Raw genomic sequence first — 15,011 nt, 5'->3', positions numbered from 1 at the left:
TCTAATGCGGCGCAAGACAGTTAAATGACAAGAGGATTACCCCATGGTTGGCAGGAGCATTCTGATCGTCGACGACGAGGCACCCATCCGCGAGATGATCGCCGTTGCGTTGGAGATGGCCGGCTATGACTGCATGGAAGCAGAAAACTCTCAACAGGCCCACGCCATCATCGTCGACCGCAAGCCCGACCTGATCCTGCTGGACTGGATGCTTCCCGGCACGTCAGGTATCGAACTGGCGCGACGCCTCAAGCGCGACGAGCTGACCGGGGATATCCCGATCATCATGCTCACCGCCAAGGGCGAAGAGGACAACAAGATCCAGGGCCTGGAAGTCGGCGCCGACGACTACATCACCAAGCCGTTTTCCCCACGGGAACTGGTAGCGCGCCTGAAAGCCGTGCTGCGCCGCGCCGGGCCGACCGATGGCGAAGCGCCGATTGAAGTCGGTGGCCTGCTGCTCGACCCGATCAGCCACCGCGTGACCATCGACGGCAAACCCGCCGAGATGGGGCCGACCGAATACCGCCTGCTGCAATTCTTCATGACTCACCAGGAACGTGCCTACACCCGCGGCCAATTGTTGGACCAGGTCTGGGGCGGCAACGTCTACGTCGAGGAACGCACCGTGGACGTGCACATCCGGCGCTTGCGCAAGGCCCTCGGCGATGCTTATGAAAATCTGGTACAAACCGTGCGCGGCACCGGTTATCGTTTTTCGACCAAGGCCTGATCCGAGCCCTTACCGCCCGACAAGCTGACAAGGACGCGCGTCACGTGAATCAAAACTGGCATGGCACCCTGATTCGCCACATGTTGTTGCTGGTGACCGGTTGTTTGCTGATCGGCCTGATCAGCGGTTATTACGGCTGGAGCCTGGCCGCCGGGCTGGGGCTTTACCTGGCCTGGACCCTCAAGCAATTGCTGCGCCTGCATGAATGGCTGCGCCTGCACCAACCCGACGAAGCCCCGCCCGACGGCTATGGCCTGTGGGGTGAGGTGTTCGACAGCATCTACCACCTGCAACGGCGCGACCAGCGCGTTCGCGGCCGCCTGCAGGCGGTGATCGACCGGGTCCAGGAGTCCACCGCCGCGCTGAAAGACGCGGTGATCATGCTCGACAGCGACGGCAACCTGGAGTGGTGGAACCGCGCCGCCGAGACCCTGTTGGGCCTCAAGACGCCCCAGGACAGCGGCCAGCCGGTGACCAACCTGGTGCGACATCCGCGCTTCAAGGAATATTTCGAGCAAGCCAACTACGCCGAGCCGCTGGAAATCCCTTCGCCCACCAACGATCGGTTGCGCATCCAGTTGTACATCACCCGCTACGGCAACAACGAGCACCTGATGCTGGTGCGCGATGTCACGCGGATCCATCAGCTGGAACAGATGCGCAAGGATTTCATCGCCAACGTTTCCCACGAACTGCGCACGCCGTTGACAGTGATCTGCGGTTACCTGGAAACCCTGCTCGACAACGTCGAGGAGGTGAACCCGCGCTGGACCCGGGCCTTGCAGCAGATGCACCAGCAAAGCGGGCGCATGCAGACCCTGCTCAACGACTTGTTGCTGCTGGCGAAGCTCGAAGCCACCGACTACCCGTCGGACAACCAGCCAGTGCCCATCGACGACCTGCTGCAAACCATTGCCGAAGATGCGCAGGAACTGTCCGGCCCCAAGCAGCAGACCATTACCCTGGAAGCCGACCCGGCCGTGCAGCTCAAAGGCAGCGAGGCGGAACTGCGCAGTGCGTTTTCCAACCTGGTGTTCAACGCGGTCAAGTACACACCGGAGCAAGGTCGGATCCATGTGCGCTGGTGGGGCGATGAGCAAGGCGCGCACCTGAGCGTGCGCGATTCGGGCATTGGTATCGACAGCAAGCACCTGCCGCGCCTGACCGAACGCTTCTACCGCGTCGACTCCAGCCGCAACTCCAACACGGGGGGCACCGGGCTGGGCCTGGCCATCGTCAAACACGTCCTGCTGCGCCATCGTGCCCGCATGGAAATCAGCAGCGTACCCGGCCATGGCAGCACCTTTACCTGCCATTTCGCCCCGGCCCAGGTGGTTCGCGCACGCCTCGCCCGCCCCGCTGATTGAGCACGCCCCCTAGGCAATCGCCGAGTCAGCCGCTACATTGACTGGCTTGCGCCTGCCTTTTCGGGCGCCCATTTCCAATTCCTACGACTATTCGGAACCCGCAAAACCCCATCATGGACCCTTCCCCTGGCTTGTCCCTCGTTACACTCTTCGCCGAATTCGGCATGATTCTTTTCGCTCTGATCCTGGTTTTGCTCAACGGCTTTTTCGTTGCAGCCGAATTCGCCATGGTCAAGCTGCGCTCGACCCGGGTCGAAGCCATTGCCGAGCAGAACGGCTGGCGCGGGCACATCCTGCGCACCGTCCACAGCCAGCTCGACGCTTACCTGTCTGCGTGCCAACTGGGTATCACCCTGGCGTCCCTGGGACTGGGCTGGGTCGGCGAGCCGGCGTTCGCCCACATCCTCGAGCCGTTGCTGGGCGCAGTTGGCGTACAGTCGCCGGAAGTGATCAAGGGCGTGTCGTTCTTCACCGCATTCTTCATCATTTCTTACTTGCACATCGTGGTCGGTGAACTGGCGCCCAAATCCTGGGCCATCCGCAAACCCGAGCTGCTGTCGCTGTGGACCGCCGTGCCGCTGTACCTGTTCTATTGGGCCATGTACCCGGCGATCTACCTGCTCAACGCCAGCGCCAACGCCATCTTGCGCATCGCCGGCCAAGGCGAGCCCGGGCCCCATCACGAACACCATTACAGCCGCGAAGAACTGAAACTGATCCTGCACTCCAGCCGTGGCCAGGACCCGAGCGACCAGGGCATGCGCGTGCTGGCCTCGGCCGTGGAAATGGGCGAGCTGGAAGTGGTGGACTGGGCCAACTCCCGGGAAGACCTGGTGACGCTGGAGTTCAACGCGCCGCTCAAGGAAATCCTGGCGATGTTCCGTCGCCACAAGTTCAGCCGTTATCCGGTGTACGACAGCGAGCGCCAGGAGTTCGTCGGCCTGCTGCACATCAAGGACCTGCTGCTGGAACTGGCGGCCCTGGATCACATTCCCGAGTCGTTCAACCTGGCCGAACTGACCCGGCCGCTGGAGCGGGTGTCGCGGCACATGCCGCTGTCGCAGTTGCTGGAGCAGTTCCGCAAGGGCGGCTCGCACTTCGCCTTGGTCGAGGAAGCCGACGGCAACATCATCGGCTACCTGACCATGGAAGACGTGCTGGAAGTGCTGGTGGGCGACATCCAGGACGAACACCGCAAGGCCGAACGCGGCATCCTGGCCTACCAGCCGGGCAAGCTGCTGGTACGCGGCGACACACCACTGTTCAAGGTCGAGCGCCTGCTGGGTATCGACCTGGACCACATCGAAGCCGAAACCCTGGCCGGCTTGGTCTATGAAACCCTCAAGCGCGTGCCGGAAGAGGAAGAAGTGCTGGAAGTCGAAGGCCTGCGGATCATCATCAAGAAGATGAAAGGGCCGAAGATCATCCTGGCGAAGGTGTTGATGCTCGATTGAGTCGTTGACTGAAGGTCGGCGGTGCTGCCTTCGCGAGCAAGCTCGCTCCCACAGGGGATCGCATTTCGGCCTGGAGCAGCCAGCCCCTGTGGCGAGGGAGCTTGCTCCCGCTGGGTCTGTAGGAGCTGACGAGCGAAGCGAGGCTGCGATCTTTCCACTGCCCGTTGAGTCTGGAGCGAAAGATCAAAAGATCGCAGGCTTCGCCAGCTCCTACAAAGCCGAGCGGGAGCAAGCTCCCTCGCCACAAAAGCGCCTTGGCTTGTGCAGAGGCTACTGCTTGCCCAACGCAAAGTTGGGCAAGTCGCCCACCGGCTGATTGAACTGGTAGGGAATCGACACCAGTCCCAACCCGGTATTGCGCTGCACCACGAAATGCAGGTGCGGGCCTGAGCTGTTGCCGGTGTTGCCCGACAACGCCAGCGGCGTGCCCACCCCGACCCGTTGCCCTTCCCGTACGCTCACCGAGCCCTTCTGCAGGTGCAGGTAGACACCCATGGTGCCGTCATCGTGCAGCACTCGCACGAAATTGCCCGCGGGATCATCCCCGCGGCCGGTCTGCTCGTTTTCGGTCTTGATGACCACGCCACCCCGCGCGGCGATGATCGGCGTGCCGACGGGCATGGCGATGTCCATGGCGTAGCGGTTCTTCGGGCCGTAATGGCTGTATTGGCCGTTGGCCCCCTGGCTCAGCCGGAACGGTCCACCGCGCCAAGGCAGCGGGTACCGATAGGCCTCGGCGGCGCCTGCAGGGTCGCCCAGGGAATATTCGAACCTTGGGGTATACACCAGCGGCCTGCCGGGCCGGGTGGCCGTGAGCAGCGCCAGGCGCAGGTTGCTGCGCGCCGGCAGCACCCGACGAATCGGCCGGCTCGGCGCCCCACTGACATTGCGCAGCCCGGCGAAACTCAACTCGATCTCCACCGGCGCGTACAGATCGTTGCGCACGAACACCGCGTCCGCGCCGTTCTGCTTCTTGATATCCAGAAACACCTGCCGCTCCAGGCGTTCGACCATGCGGTCGCGGAACACGAACACCTGGGCGCCCTTGCTGGGGCGGTCGCTATAGGACACCACACCATTGGCATCGGTGGATTTGTAGATCGTCATGGCCACGGCCGAGGTGGAGGCCAGGACAAGACCACAGGCAAACAGCAGGGGCACGAGCATGGGCAAAGGTTCTGTCGAAAATGAAGGCCTGCACAGCAGCCTAGCAGCTGGGATGGACCAGCGTAGTCGACGGATGTTTCAAAATTGGATCAGTGATCGGTGTTGGATCTTATGGCCCCATCGCGAGCAAGCTCGCTCCCACACGGGATCTTCAGTATTCACTGGATCGAGTGTGGGAGCGAGCTTGCTCGCGATAGCGGACTCAAAGTCGCCGCCGGATCAGGCACCCGGCACGAAATGTTTCTGCGCCGTGCCGCGAGCGATCAGGCGGGAGATGTAGTCGAGTTTCTGCGGGTCTTTGTCGACGAAGCGGAACGTCAGTTGCAGCCATTCGCTGTCGGGGGTCTGCTCATGGGCGACGATGGCATGCAGGTAGCCGTTGAGACGGGCCGTTTCGGCGTTGTCGCCCTGTTCCATGTCCAGCACTGCGCTTTCGAGCACTTGTGGCAGGGTGTCGGTGCGCTTGACCACCAGCAGCGCTTCCTTGAGGCTCAAGGCCTTGATCACGCATTGCTGGGTGCCGCTGGACAGGCGCAACTGGCCTTGGCCACGGTTGGTCGTCGAAGCGGCGGCTACCGGCGCCTTGACCGGTGGGCTGTTGAGCAGTCCACGGGCCGGGGCAGCAGCGGCTGCGGGAGCGGGAGCGGCCGCCGGCTTGGCAAACGGATTCGCCGCTGGCGCCGAAGCAACAGCCGCAACCGGCGCCTTATTGCCCGTCAGGGCGCTGAGGGAATCATTACCGAACGCCGAGTTCATCTTGGTCGGGGCACTGTTCATCAGCGTGTCGAGCTTGCCGACCTTGTGCAGGGCCTGCTTGACCTTGGTCAGCAACTGTTCGTTGGTGAACGGCTTGCTGACGTAGCCGGAAACGCCGGCCTGGATCGCCTGGACCACGTTTTCCTTGTCGCCGCGGCTGGTGACCATCACGAAGGGCATGCCCTTGAGGGTGTCCTGCTGGCGGCACCAGGTCAGCAGTTCCAGGCCGGACATTTCCGGCATTTCCCAATCGCACAGCACCAGATCGAATGCCTCGCGAGCCAGCAGGGCCTGGGCTTTCTTGCCGTTCACCGCGTCTTCGATACGCACGCCCGGGAAGTAGTTGCGCAGGCACTTCTTCACCAGGTCACGAATGAACGAAGCATCGTCCACGACCAACACACTGACCTTACTCATCCAGATACACCTCTAAAAAATCCCGGCAAGCATACCGCTTTTACTGATGGCATATTGCCAAAAAAACCGTCAGTCACGCCGGGACTTTTCGTTCGCGGGGTGCTGCTTTCGATTAAAAAAAACCCAAAAAAAAGCCCGACCAAAAGGCCGGGCGCTTTTCTTGGCAATCTTACTTATCGTCAGTTTCGCCCGGAACATTAGCGGTTTCGGACGGGGTGCCCTGAACTTCTTCCTTCATCCGCTTGAGCCCCAAATGGCGCACATCGGTACCGCGCACCAGGTAGATGACAAGTTCCGAGATGTTGCGCGCATGATCGCCGATACGCTCCAGAGAACGCAGCACCCAGATAATGCTCAACACCCGGGAAATGGAGCGCGGGTCTTCCATCATGTAGGTCGCCAGCTCGCGCAGGGCGGTCTTGTATTCGCGGTCGATGATCTTGTCGTACTGGGCCACCGACAACGCCAGGTCGGCGTCGAAGCGGGCGAAGGCGTCCAGTGCGTCACGGACCATGTTGCGCACCTGGTCGCCGATGTGGCGAACCTCGACGTAGCCGCGGGGCGCCTCGCCTTCTTCGCACAACTGGATGGCACGACGGGCGATCTTGGTGGCTTCGTCGCCGATCCGCTCAAGATCGATCACCGACTTGGAGATGCTGATGATCAGGCGCAGGTCGGACGCAGCCGGCTGACGACGGGCCAGGATCCGCAGGCACTCCTCGTCGATGTTGCGCTCCATCTGGTTGATCTGGTCATCGATTTCGCGCACCTGCTGGGCCAGGCCGGAGTCGGCCTCGATCAGTGCGGTCACCGCGTCGTTGACCTGCTTTTCCACCAGCCCGCCCATGGCCAGCAAGTGACTGCGCACTTCCTCCAGCTCAGCGTTGAACTGTGCGGAAATGTGGTGAGTAAGGCCTTCCTTCGAAATCATCTTGTTCGCTCCGCGAAAGTTGCAAGCTTCAAGCTGCAAGCTTCAAGCAGTTAAATGTTGATCCTGATAGCGCAGTGCGGCTATGCAGTTGCCTCGACTAGCCGTAGCGACCGGTGATGTAGTCTTCGGTCTGTTTCTTCGCCGGATTGGTGAACAGCGTATCGGTATCGCCGAATTCCACCAGTTTGCCCATGTACATGAACGCGGTGTAGTCGGAAACCCGCGCCGCCTGTTGCATGTTGTGGGTCACGATGACGATGGTGAACTTGGACTTGAGCTCGTAGATCAGCTCTTCGACTTTCAGCGTCGAGATCGGGTCGAGGGCCGAGCAGGGTTCGTCGAGCAGCAGCACTTCCGGTTCCACGGCGATGGTGCGGGCGATCACCAGACGTTGCTGCTGGCCGCCGGACAGACCGAGGGCCGACTCATGCAGACGGTCCTTGACCTCGTCCCACAGCGCGGCGCCCTTGAGGGCCCATTCCACCGCTTCGTCGAGGATGCGCTTCTTGTTGATGCCCTGGATGCGCAAGCCGTAGACCACGTTCTCGTAGATGGTTTTCGGGAACGGGTTCGGCTTCTGGAACACCATGCCGACGCGACGGCGCAGCTCGGCCACGTCTTCGCCCTTGCGGTAGATGTTGTTGCCATAGAGGTTGATTTCACCTTCGACGCGGCAGCCGTCCACCAGGTCGTTCATGCGGTTGAAGGTGCGCAGCAAGGTTGACTTGCCGCAGCCCGATGGACCGATGAACGCGGTGACGCGCTGTTTCGGGATATTCAGGCTGACGTCATACAGCGCCTGCTTCTCGCCGTAGAACAGGCTCAGGCCGGGTACTTCGATGGCGACGGTTTCCTGTGCCAGATCCAGGCTCTGCTTGTCGCGGCCCAGGGCCGACATGTTGATGCCGTGTGTATGTGCTTCGTGTTGCATGGGAGGCTCCCTGTGCTAACAAATTCGGTTCGGAACGCCTGTGTGGCGGCCCCATGAAATTCCAGTGAACGCCGATCAGTGTGGGAGCGAGCTTGCTCGCGAAGGGGCCCTCGAGGCCGCCAGAAGCTTCGCGAGCAAGCTCGCTCCCACAGACCATCAACTATCCAGTGCCTTGTACTTCTCGCGCAGGTGGTTACGGATCCACACGGCCGACAGGTTGAGCGTGGCGATCACCAGCACCAGCAGCAGCGCCGTGGCATAGACCAGCGGTCGCGCCGCTTCAACGTTCGGGCTCTGGAAACCGACGTCATAGATATGGAAGCCCAGGTGCATGATCTTCTGGTCCAGGTGCAGGTACGGGTAGTTGCCGTCCAGCGGCAGCGACGGGGCCAGTTTCACCACACCTACCAGCATCAACGGCGCCACTTCACCGGCGGCGCGGGCCACGGCGAGGATCATGCCGGTCATCATTGCCGGGCTGGCCATGGGCAGGACGATTTTCCACAGGGTCTCGGCCTTGGTCGCACCGAGGGCCAGGGAACCTTCGCGCACGGTACGCGGGATCCGCGCCAGGCCTTCTTCGGTGGCCACGATCACCACCGGCACCGCTAGCAGCGCCAGGGTCAAGGACGCCCAGAGCAGGCCCGGGGTGCCGAAGGTCGGTGCCGGCAAGGCTTCGGGGAAGAACAAGCGATCGACCGAACCACCCAGCACGTAGACGAAGAAGCCCAGGCCGAACACGCCGTAAACAATGGCCGGAACGCCCGCGAGGTTGTTCACCGCGATGCGGATCAGCCGGGTCATCGGGCCCTGGCGGGCGTACTCACGCAGGTAGACCGCCGCCAGCACGCCGAACGGCGTCACGATCATCGCCATGATCAGGGTCATCATCACGGTGCCGAAAATCGCCGGGAAGATGCCGCCTTCGGTGTTGGCTTCACGGGGGTCATCGCTGAGGAATTCCCAGACCTTGCTGAAGTAGAAACCCAGCTTGGTGAACGTGCCCATGCCGTTTGGCTGGTAGGCGTGCACCACTTTGCCGATTTCGATCTCCACTTCCTTGCCGTTGGCATCGCGGGCCGTCAGGCTGTCGCGGTTGAACTGCGCGTGCAGGTCGGCCAGGCGCGCTTCGATGTCCTTGTAGCGGGCATTGAGTTCGGCGCGCTCGCTTTCCAGGTCGGCCTGGGCCGAAGCATCGAGCTTGCCGTCCAGCTCCAGCTTGCGACCGTGCAGGCGGATACGCTCCAGACCGGCGTTGATGGCGCCGATGTCGACTTTTTCCAGGGTCTTGAGTTCGGCGGCCAACTGATTGACCCGCTGTACGCGAGCCTGCAGTTGCGGCCAGGCAGCCTCGCCTTCGGCGATGACCTTGCCGCCTTCCTTGACGTTGACCAGGTAACCGTAGAAGTTGCCCCACTCACGACGCTCGATGGCCATCAGTTCCGGCGGCGTGGTCTGGTTGGTCAGCCAATCGCCGACGATCCAGGTGAAGTCAGTGCCGTTCAGGTCTCGGTTGCCGACCTTGATCAGTTCGCGGGTCATGAACTCGGGGCCTTCATCCGGCACCGGCAGGCCGGCGCTTTTCAGGCGCTCGCGAGGTACTTCTTCTTTCTGCACGACTTCGCCGACCACCAGGTGCGCAGGCATGCCCGGCACGTTGTAGTTGGCGTGGATCAGGTCTGCCGGCCAGAAGTGGCCCAGGCCGCGCACAGCGATCACCGCCAGCAGGCCAATGGTCATGATGACCGCGATGGACACCGCGCCACCGCTGATCCAGACGCCGGGGGCGCCGCTCTTGAACCATCCTTTCAGGGAGTTCTGTTTCACAGACTTCTACCTTTCTTAAAGCGACGAATATTTCTTGCGCAGACGCTGACGGATCAGCTCGGCGAGGGTGTTCATGACGAAGGTGAACAACAGCAACACCAGGGCCGACAGGAACAGCACGCGGTAGTGGCTGCCGCCGACTTCCGACTCGGGCATCTCCACCGCCACGTTGGCCGCCAGGGTGCGCAGGCCTTCGAACAGGTTCATTTCCATGACCGGCGTGTTACCGGTGGCCATCAGCACGATCATGGTCTCGCCCACCGCACGGCCCATGCCGATCATCAGCGCCGAGAAGATGCCCGGGCTGGCGGTGAGGATCACCACGCGGGTCATGGTCTGCCACGGCGTGGCACCGAGGGCCAGGGAGCCCAGGGTCAGGCCGCGCGGCACACTGAACACGGCGTCTTCGGCAATGGAATAGATGTTCGGGATCACCGCGAAGCCCATCGCCAGGCCCACCACCAGGGCGTTGCGCTGGTCGTAGGTGATGCCCAGGTCATGGGAGATCCACATGCGCATGTCGCCGCCGAAGAACCAGGCCTCCATGTACGGGCTCATGTACAGCGAGAGCCAGCCCACGAACAGGATGACCGGGATCAACAGGGCGCTTTCCCAACCCTCGGGCACTCTCAAGCGAATGGATTCCGGCAGGCGGCTGAAGGCGAAACCGGTGACCAGGATGCCGATCGGCAGCAACATCAACAGGCTGAAGATACCCGGCAGGTGCCCTTCGACATACGGCGCCAGGAACAGGCCGGCGAAGAAACCGAGGATCACCGTCGGCATCGCCTCCATCAGCTCGATCACCGGCTTGACCTTGCGGCGCATGCCCGGGGCCATGAAGTAGGCGGTGTAGATCGCTGCGGCAACCGCCAGCGGCGCGGCCAGCAGCATCGCGTAGAACGCCGCCTTCAGGGTACCGAAGGTCAGCGGCGAGAGGCTCAGCTTGGGTTCGAAGTCGGTGTTGGCGGCGGTCGATTGCCAGACATATTTAGGTTCGTCGTAGTTTTCGTACCAGACCTTGCTCCACAACGCGCTCCACGACACTTCCGGGTGCGGGTTGTCCAGCGTCAACGGTTGCAGCTTGCCGCCCTGTTCAACGATCAGGCGGTTGGCCCGTGGCGACATGCCGAACAGACCCTGGCCGTCGACCACCTGGTCCACCAGCAGGGTGCGGTGGGCGGTGCTGTGGAACACGCCGAGCTTGCCGGCGGCGTCGAGCGCCACGAAACCCTTGCGACGTTCTTCGGCGCTGATCTCGACGATGGGCGCGCTGCCCATCTGGAAGGTTCGAATCTGCTTGAAGCGCAGCTCACCGTCCGGATCCCGGGCCATGAACCATTGGGCCAGGCCGCCCTTGGAGTCGCCGATGATCAGCGAGATCCCGCCCACCAACTGGGTGGCGGCGGTGACTTGAGCGTCGGCGTTTTCCAGCAGTTTGTAACGGCCGTTGAGGCTCTTGTCCCGCAGGCTGAACACATCGGCCTGGGCACGTCCGTTGACCACATACAGCCATTGCTGGCGCGGGTCGACGAAGATGTTCTTCACCGGCTCGGTCATCTGCGGCAGGTCGATACGCGTCTGCTCGCTGGTGACTTCACCGGTCATCATGTTTTCTTCGCTGGTGAGCGACAGCACTTGCAGCTGGGCGCCGCTGGAGCCGGCCAACAGCAGGGTCGAATCCGTGGCGTTGAGGCTGACATGCTCCAGGGCCGCGCCCTGTTCGTTCAAGGCCATCGGCGTCTCGCCGTAAGGGTATTCGACGGCGGGCGAGATGGTTTTCTTGCCGTCCGGGTAGGTGACCTTATAAGTGTGACGGAACACCAAGGCCTGGCCGTTGGACAGACCGATCGCCACCAATGGGCTGCCGGGCTGGTCCTCGCCAATGGCGGTGACGCTGGCGCCGGCCGGGATCGGCAGGTCGACACGGCGCAGTTCGGCGCCACTGCTGACGTCGAAAAACAGCGCCTGGCCCTTGTCGGAAACCCGCATGGCGACCTGGTTCTGTTCTTCGATAGAGATCATCAGCGGTTTGCCGGCGTCTTGCATCCAGGCCGGGGTGATCGAGTCCTTGGCGGTCAGGTCCGCGCCCTGGAACAGGGGCAGCACCACGTAGGCCAGGAAGAAGAAAATCAGCGTAATGGCCGCCAGGATGGCGAGGCCGCCGACCAGCACGTACCAGCGGGTCAGGCGATCCTTGAGCGCGCGGATGCGACGCTTGCGTTGCAACTCAGGCGTATTGAAATCAATGCGCTTGGGAGGGGAAGTCGTAGTCATTGTGGAGTTGGCCAGATCATTCATGCGCACACCCTAGCGATCCTGTATGACAGAAAGATGACAGTGAAGTGACGCAACAAATCCGCCGCCAGCTAGAAGCGGCAGCGGACGGAAAATTCGTGTCTGTGGGAGCGGGCTTGCTCACAAAGGGGCCAGCGCATTCGACATGGATGCCGACTGATCCACCGCATTCGCGAGCAAGCCCGCTCCCACAGAGAGCCCTGGTGTTGGCCCGGGCTCAGGTATTACTGCTTGGCGACGTTGCCGCCTTCCTGCAGCCCCAGGTCAGCCAGTGCCTTGGCGGCGACTTTGGCAGGTACCGGGATGTAGCCGTCCTTGACCACGACTTCCTGGCCTTGCTTGGACAGGATCAGCTTCACGAACTCGGCTTCCAGCGGGGCCAGAGGCTTGTTCGGCGCCTTGTTGACGTAGACGTAGAGGAAACGCGACAGCGGGTACTTGCCGTTCAGGGCGTTTTCTTCGGTGTCTTCAATGAACTCGCCGCCTTCTTTCTTGGCCAGGGCAACGGTTTTCACGCTGGCGGTCTTGTAGCCGATACCCGAGTAGCCGATGCCGTTAAGCGAGCTGCTGATCGACTGCACAACCGAAGCCGAACCCGGCTGTTCGTTGACGTTTGGCTTGTAGTCGCCTTTGCACAAGGCTTCTTCCTTGAAGTAGCCGTAGGTGCCGGACACCGAGTTACGACCGAACAGTTGGACCGGCTTGTTGGCCAGGTCGCCGGTCACGCCCAGGTCGCCCCAGGTCTTGACGTCAGCCTTGGCGCCGCAGAGGCGAGTCGAGGAAAAAATGGCGTCGACCTGAGCCATGGTCAGGTGCTTGATCGGGTTGTCCTTGTGCACGAATACGGCCAGGGCGTCCACGGCAACCGGAATAGCGGTTGGCTTGTAGCCGTACTTCTGTTCGAAGGCCTGCAGTTCGTTGTCCTTCATCTTGCGGCTCATCGGGCCCAGGTTGGCGGTGCCTTCGGTGAGCGCGGGCGGCGCGGTGGAGGAACCGGCGGCCTGAATCTGGATGTTTACGTTCGGGTATTCTTTCTTGTAGTTCTCGGCCCACAAGGTCATCAGGTTGGCCAGGGTATCGGAGCCGACGCTGGAGAGGTTGCCCGACACACCAGTGGTCTTGGTGTAGCTCGGGATCGCAGGGTCAACAGCGGCAACCGCGTTGGCAGTCGCAACGCCAGCAGCGACAAAAGTCATTGCCGCCATCAAACGCTTCAGTTTCATGCCTTACTCCTAGCAGAGAGGTGTGTTAAGTCGGCCAAGTATTGGTAAGCCGTGTGAACACTCTATGGCTGAAATATGACAATTGGATGAAAGGCCAGCATTGAGTTTTACAGGATGATTCATGCCGGCCCAATCGCGAGCAAGCTCGCTCCCACAGTGGATTTGCGGTGAACGCAGCCCTCTGTGGGAGCGAGCTTGCTCGCGATGAAGCCCGTGCAGTCAGCGAAAGATTCGGACCTAGCGCCCCTTCTTCCAGAGATAACCGCCCACAGCAATCCCGATACCGCAGATCACCGCCACGTAATAGGCCGGTCCCAGCGGGCTTTCCTTGAGCAGCAGGGTAACGATCATCGGGGTCAGGCCGCCGAAGATGGCGTACGCCAGGTTGTAGGAGAACGACAGGCCGCTGAAGCGCACCACGGCCGGGAACGCCTTGACCATGACGTAAGGCACCGCGCCGATGGTGCCCACCAGCAGGCCGCTCAGCGCATAGAGCGGGAATAGCCAGTCGGGGTGGTCGAACAGGCTGTGATAAAAGGTCCAGGAGGTGATCAGCAGCAACGCACTACCGAAGACAAATACCCGCCCGGCGCCGAAGCGGTCGGCCAGCACGCCGGAGCCGATGCAACCAAAGCTCAGGAACACGATCGCCAGACTGTTGGCCTGCAACGCGGTGGTCGGGCTGAAGTGGTAAACGGTCTGCAACACCGTCGGGGTCATCAGGATGATCACGATGATGCCGGCCGACAGCAGCCAGGTCAGCAGCATCGAAATCGCGATGGCGCCGCGATGATCGCGCAGCACGGCCCGCAGCGGTATTTCCTCGGCCAGGGCCTTGCGCAGTTGCAGCTCGGCGAACACCGGGGTTTCGTGGAGCCAGCGGCGCAGGTACACCGAAAACAGACCGAACACGCCACCCAGCAGGAACGGGATCCGCCAGGCGTAATCCGCCACTTCCACCGGCGTATAAAGGCTGTTGATGGCTGTGGCGACCAGCGACCCCAACAAGATCCCCGCCGTCAGGCCGCAGGTCAGGGTGCCGCAGGCATAGCCGATGTGGCGCGCCGGAACATGTTCAGAAACGAAGACCCAGGCCCCGGCACTTCCCCGCCGATGGCCGCACCCTGGATCACCCGCATCAGCAACAGCAGGATGGGCGCCCACATGCCGATCTGCGCATAGGTGGGCAACAGGCCCATGATCAGGGTCGGCACAGCCATCATGAAAATGCTCAGGGTGAACATTTTCTTGCGCCCCAGCAGGTCGCCGAAGTGGGCCATGATGATCCCGCCCAGCGGCCGGGCCAGGTAACCGGCGGCAAAAATGCCGAAGGTCTGCATCAGGCGCAGCCACTCAGGCATTTCGGCAGGAAAGAACAATTTGCCGACCACGGTGGCAAAGAACACGAAGATGATGAAATCGTAGAACTCCAGCGCACCGCCCAAAGCTGAAAGCGACAGGGTCTTGTAATCGTTGCGGGTCAGTGGACGTGCTGGTTGTGCGGGCGTCGCCGTGCTCGAAGGCGCAGTGGTCATGGCAAGGGCTTCTCTTATAGTCAATTCTGCAACCCTGGCAATACGGGTTGGGGCCTGGGCAGGTCCGGCACGATAGCAAATTGTTCGAAAAAGCACATAGAGGCGCGTATTTGATAGTCGAAATCAGAACCGAGTGGTCGTCTCGACGTCTATCGCCCGATATACTCGCAACCTTGCAGTACTCTGTAAGGGGTTGCTGTGCGAAAACGTCGTTGGTGGCGTATTACCAGAACCAGCCGGTTTCGCAGAGTTTCCCTTTGGCACGCCTTTACGAAAAACGTGACGAACGCAGTATGTTCGGGCTGAATCGTTTTTTTCAAAGACGGCTATTCACCTGAAGTACCAGACAGCGTTACGGGTCAGAGGCCCCCC

10 protein-coding genes and 1 pseudogene are annotated in these 15,011 nt (G+C 61.7%); 3 read left to right on the top strand and 8 right to left on the bottom strand.

Features of this window, described 5'->3' with window-relative positions; genetic code table 11:
- Positions 1 to 43: 43 nt before the first annotated feature.
- The 3 genes from phoB (at position 44) to ACZ5M5_RS00615 (ending at position 3,554) form a co-directional block, all read left to right on the top strand.
- A complete protein-coding gene (gene phoB, locus ACZ5M5_RS00625; RefSeq protein ID WP_003177195.1) occupies positions 44 to 733 on the top strand; it encodes a phosphate regulon transcriptional regulator PhoB in 690 nt (229 codons plus the stop codon).
- 80 nt (positions 734 to 813) lie between these two features.
- Positions 814 to 2,100, top strand: coding sequence for a phosphate regulon sensor histidine kinase PhoR (gene phoR / locus ACZ5M5_RS00620; RefSeq protein WP_219734551.1), 1,287 nt, complete (start codon positions 814 to 816; stop codon positions 2,098 to 2,100).
- A 113-nt stretch (positions 2,101 to 2,213) separates the two neighbouring features.
- Complete coding sequence (locus tag ACZ5M5_RS00615; RefSeq protein WP_014335895.1) at positions 2,214 to 3,554, top strand: hemolysin family protein; 1,341 nt, start codon at positions 2,214 to 2,216, stop codon at positions 3,552 to 3,554.
- A gap of 270 nt (positions 3,555 to 3,824) precedes the next feature.
- Here ACZ5M5_RS00615 and ACZ5M5_RS00610 read toward each other — a convergent pair whose 3' ends face one another.
- From ACZ5M5_RS00610 to ACZ5M5_RS00575, 8 genes and pseudogenes are all read right to left on the bottom strand, one after another.
- A complete protein-coding gene (locus ACZ5M5_RS00610) occupies positions 3,825 to 4,721 on the bottom strand; it encodes a peptidoglycan DD-metalloendopeptidase family protein (protein ID WP_060739807.1) in 897 nt (298 codons plus the stop codon).
- 219 nt (positions 4,722 to 4,940) lie between these two features.
- Positions 4,941 to 5,894 carry a response regulator gene (locus ACZ5M5_RS00605; protein WP_060739808.1) on the bottom strand — a complete coding sequence of 318 codons (954 nt, stop codon included), beginning with the start codon at positions 5,892 to 5,894 and terminating at the stop codon, positions 4,941 to 4,943.
- A gap of 169 nt (positions 5,895 to 6,063) precedes the next feature.
- The gene (phoU, locus tag ACZ5M5_RS00600; RefSeq protein ID WP_060739809.1) at positions 6,064 to 6,825 is read right to left on the bottom strand and encodes a phosphate signaling complex protein PhoU; all 762 of its coding nucleotides are present in this window, start codon (positions 6,823 to 6,825) and stop codon (positions 6,064 to 6,066) included.
- Positions 6,826 to 6,922: 97 nt separating this feature from the next.
- Positions 6,923 to 7,756 (bottom strand): phosphate ABC transporter ATP-binding protein PstB, encoded by an 834-nt coding sequence (gene pstB / locus ACZ5M5_RS00595; protein ID WP_058544183.1) that lies wholly within the window; start codon positions 7,754 to 7,756, stop codon positions 6,923 to 6,925.
- Positions 7,757 to 7,912: 156 nt separating this feature from the next.
- Positions 7,913 to 9,583, bottom strand: coding sequence for a phosphate ABC transporter permease PstA (gene pstA, locus ACZ5M5_RS00590; RefSeq protein ID WP_060739810.1), 1,671 nt, complete (start codon positions 9,581 to 9,583; stop codon positions 7,913 to 7,915).
- Positions 9,584 to 9,598: 15 nt separating this feature from the next.
- Entirely contained in the window at positions 9,599 to 11,632 is a 2,034-nt protein-coding gene (locus ACZ5M5_RS00585) for an ABC transporter permease subunit (protein WP_177431712.1), read from the bottom strand.
- Between the two features lie 473 nt (positions 11,633 to 12,105).
- Positions 12,106 to 13,104 (bottom strand): phosphate ABC transporter substrate-binding protein PstS, encoded by a 999-nt coding sequence (locus tag ACZ5M5_RS00580; protein ID WP_053127032.1) that lies wholly within the window; start codon positions 13,102 to 13,104, stop codon positions 12,106 to 12,108.
- Positions 13,105 to 13,341: 237 nt separating this feature from the next.
- Positions 13,342 to 14,639: pseudogene (locus tag ACZ5M5_RS00575) on the bottom strand (MFS transporter).
- Between the last annotated feature and the right edge of the window lie 372 nt (positions 14,640 to 15,011).

Source organism: Pseudomonas sp. Van50, from assembly GCF_055390755.1.
The sequence above is the reverse complement of the archived record's forward strand: the minus strand, read 5'-3'. Positions and strand labels throughout refer to the sequence as shown.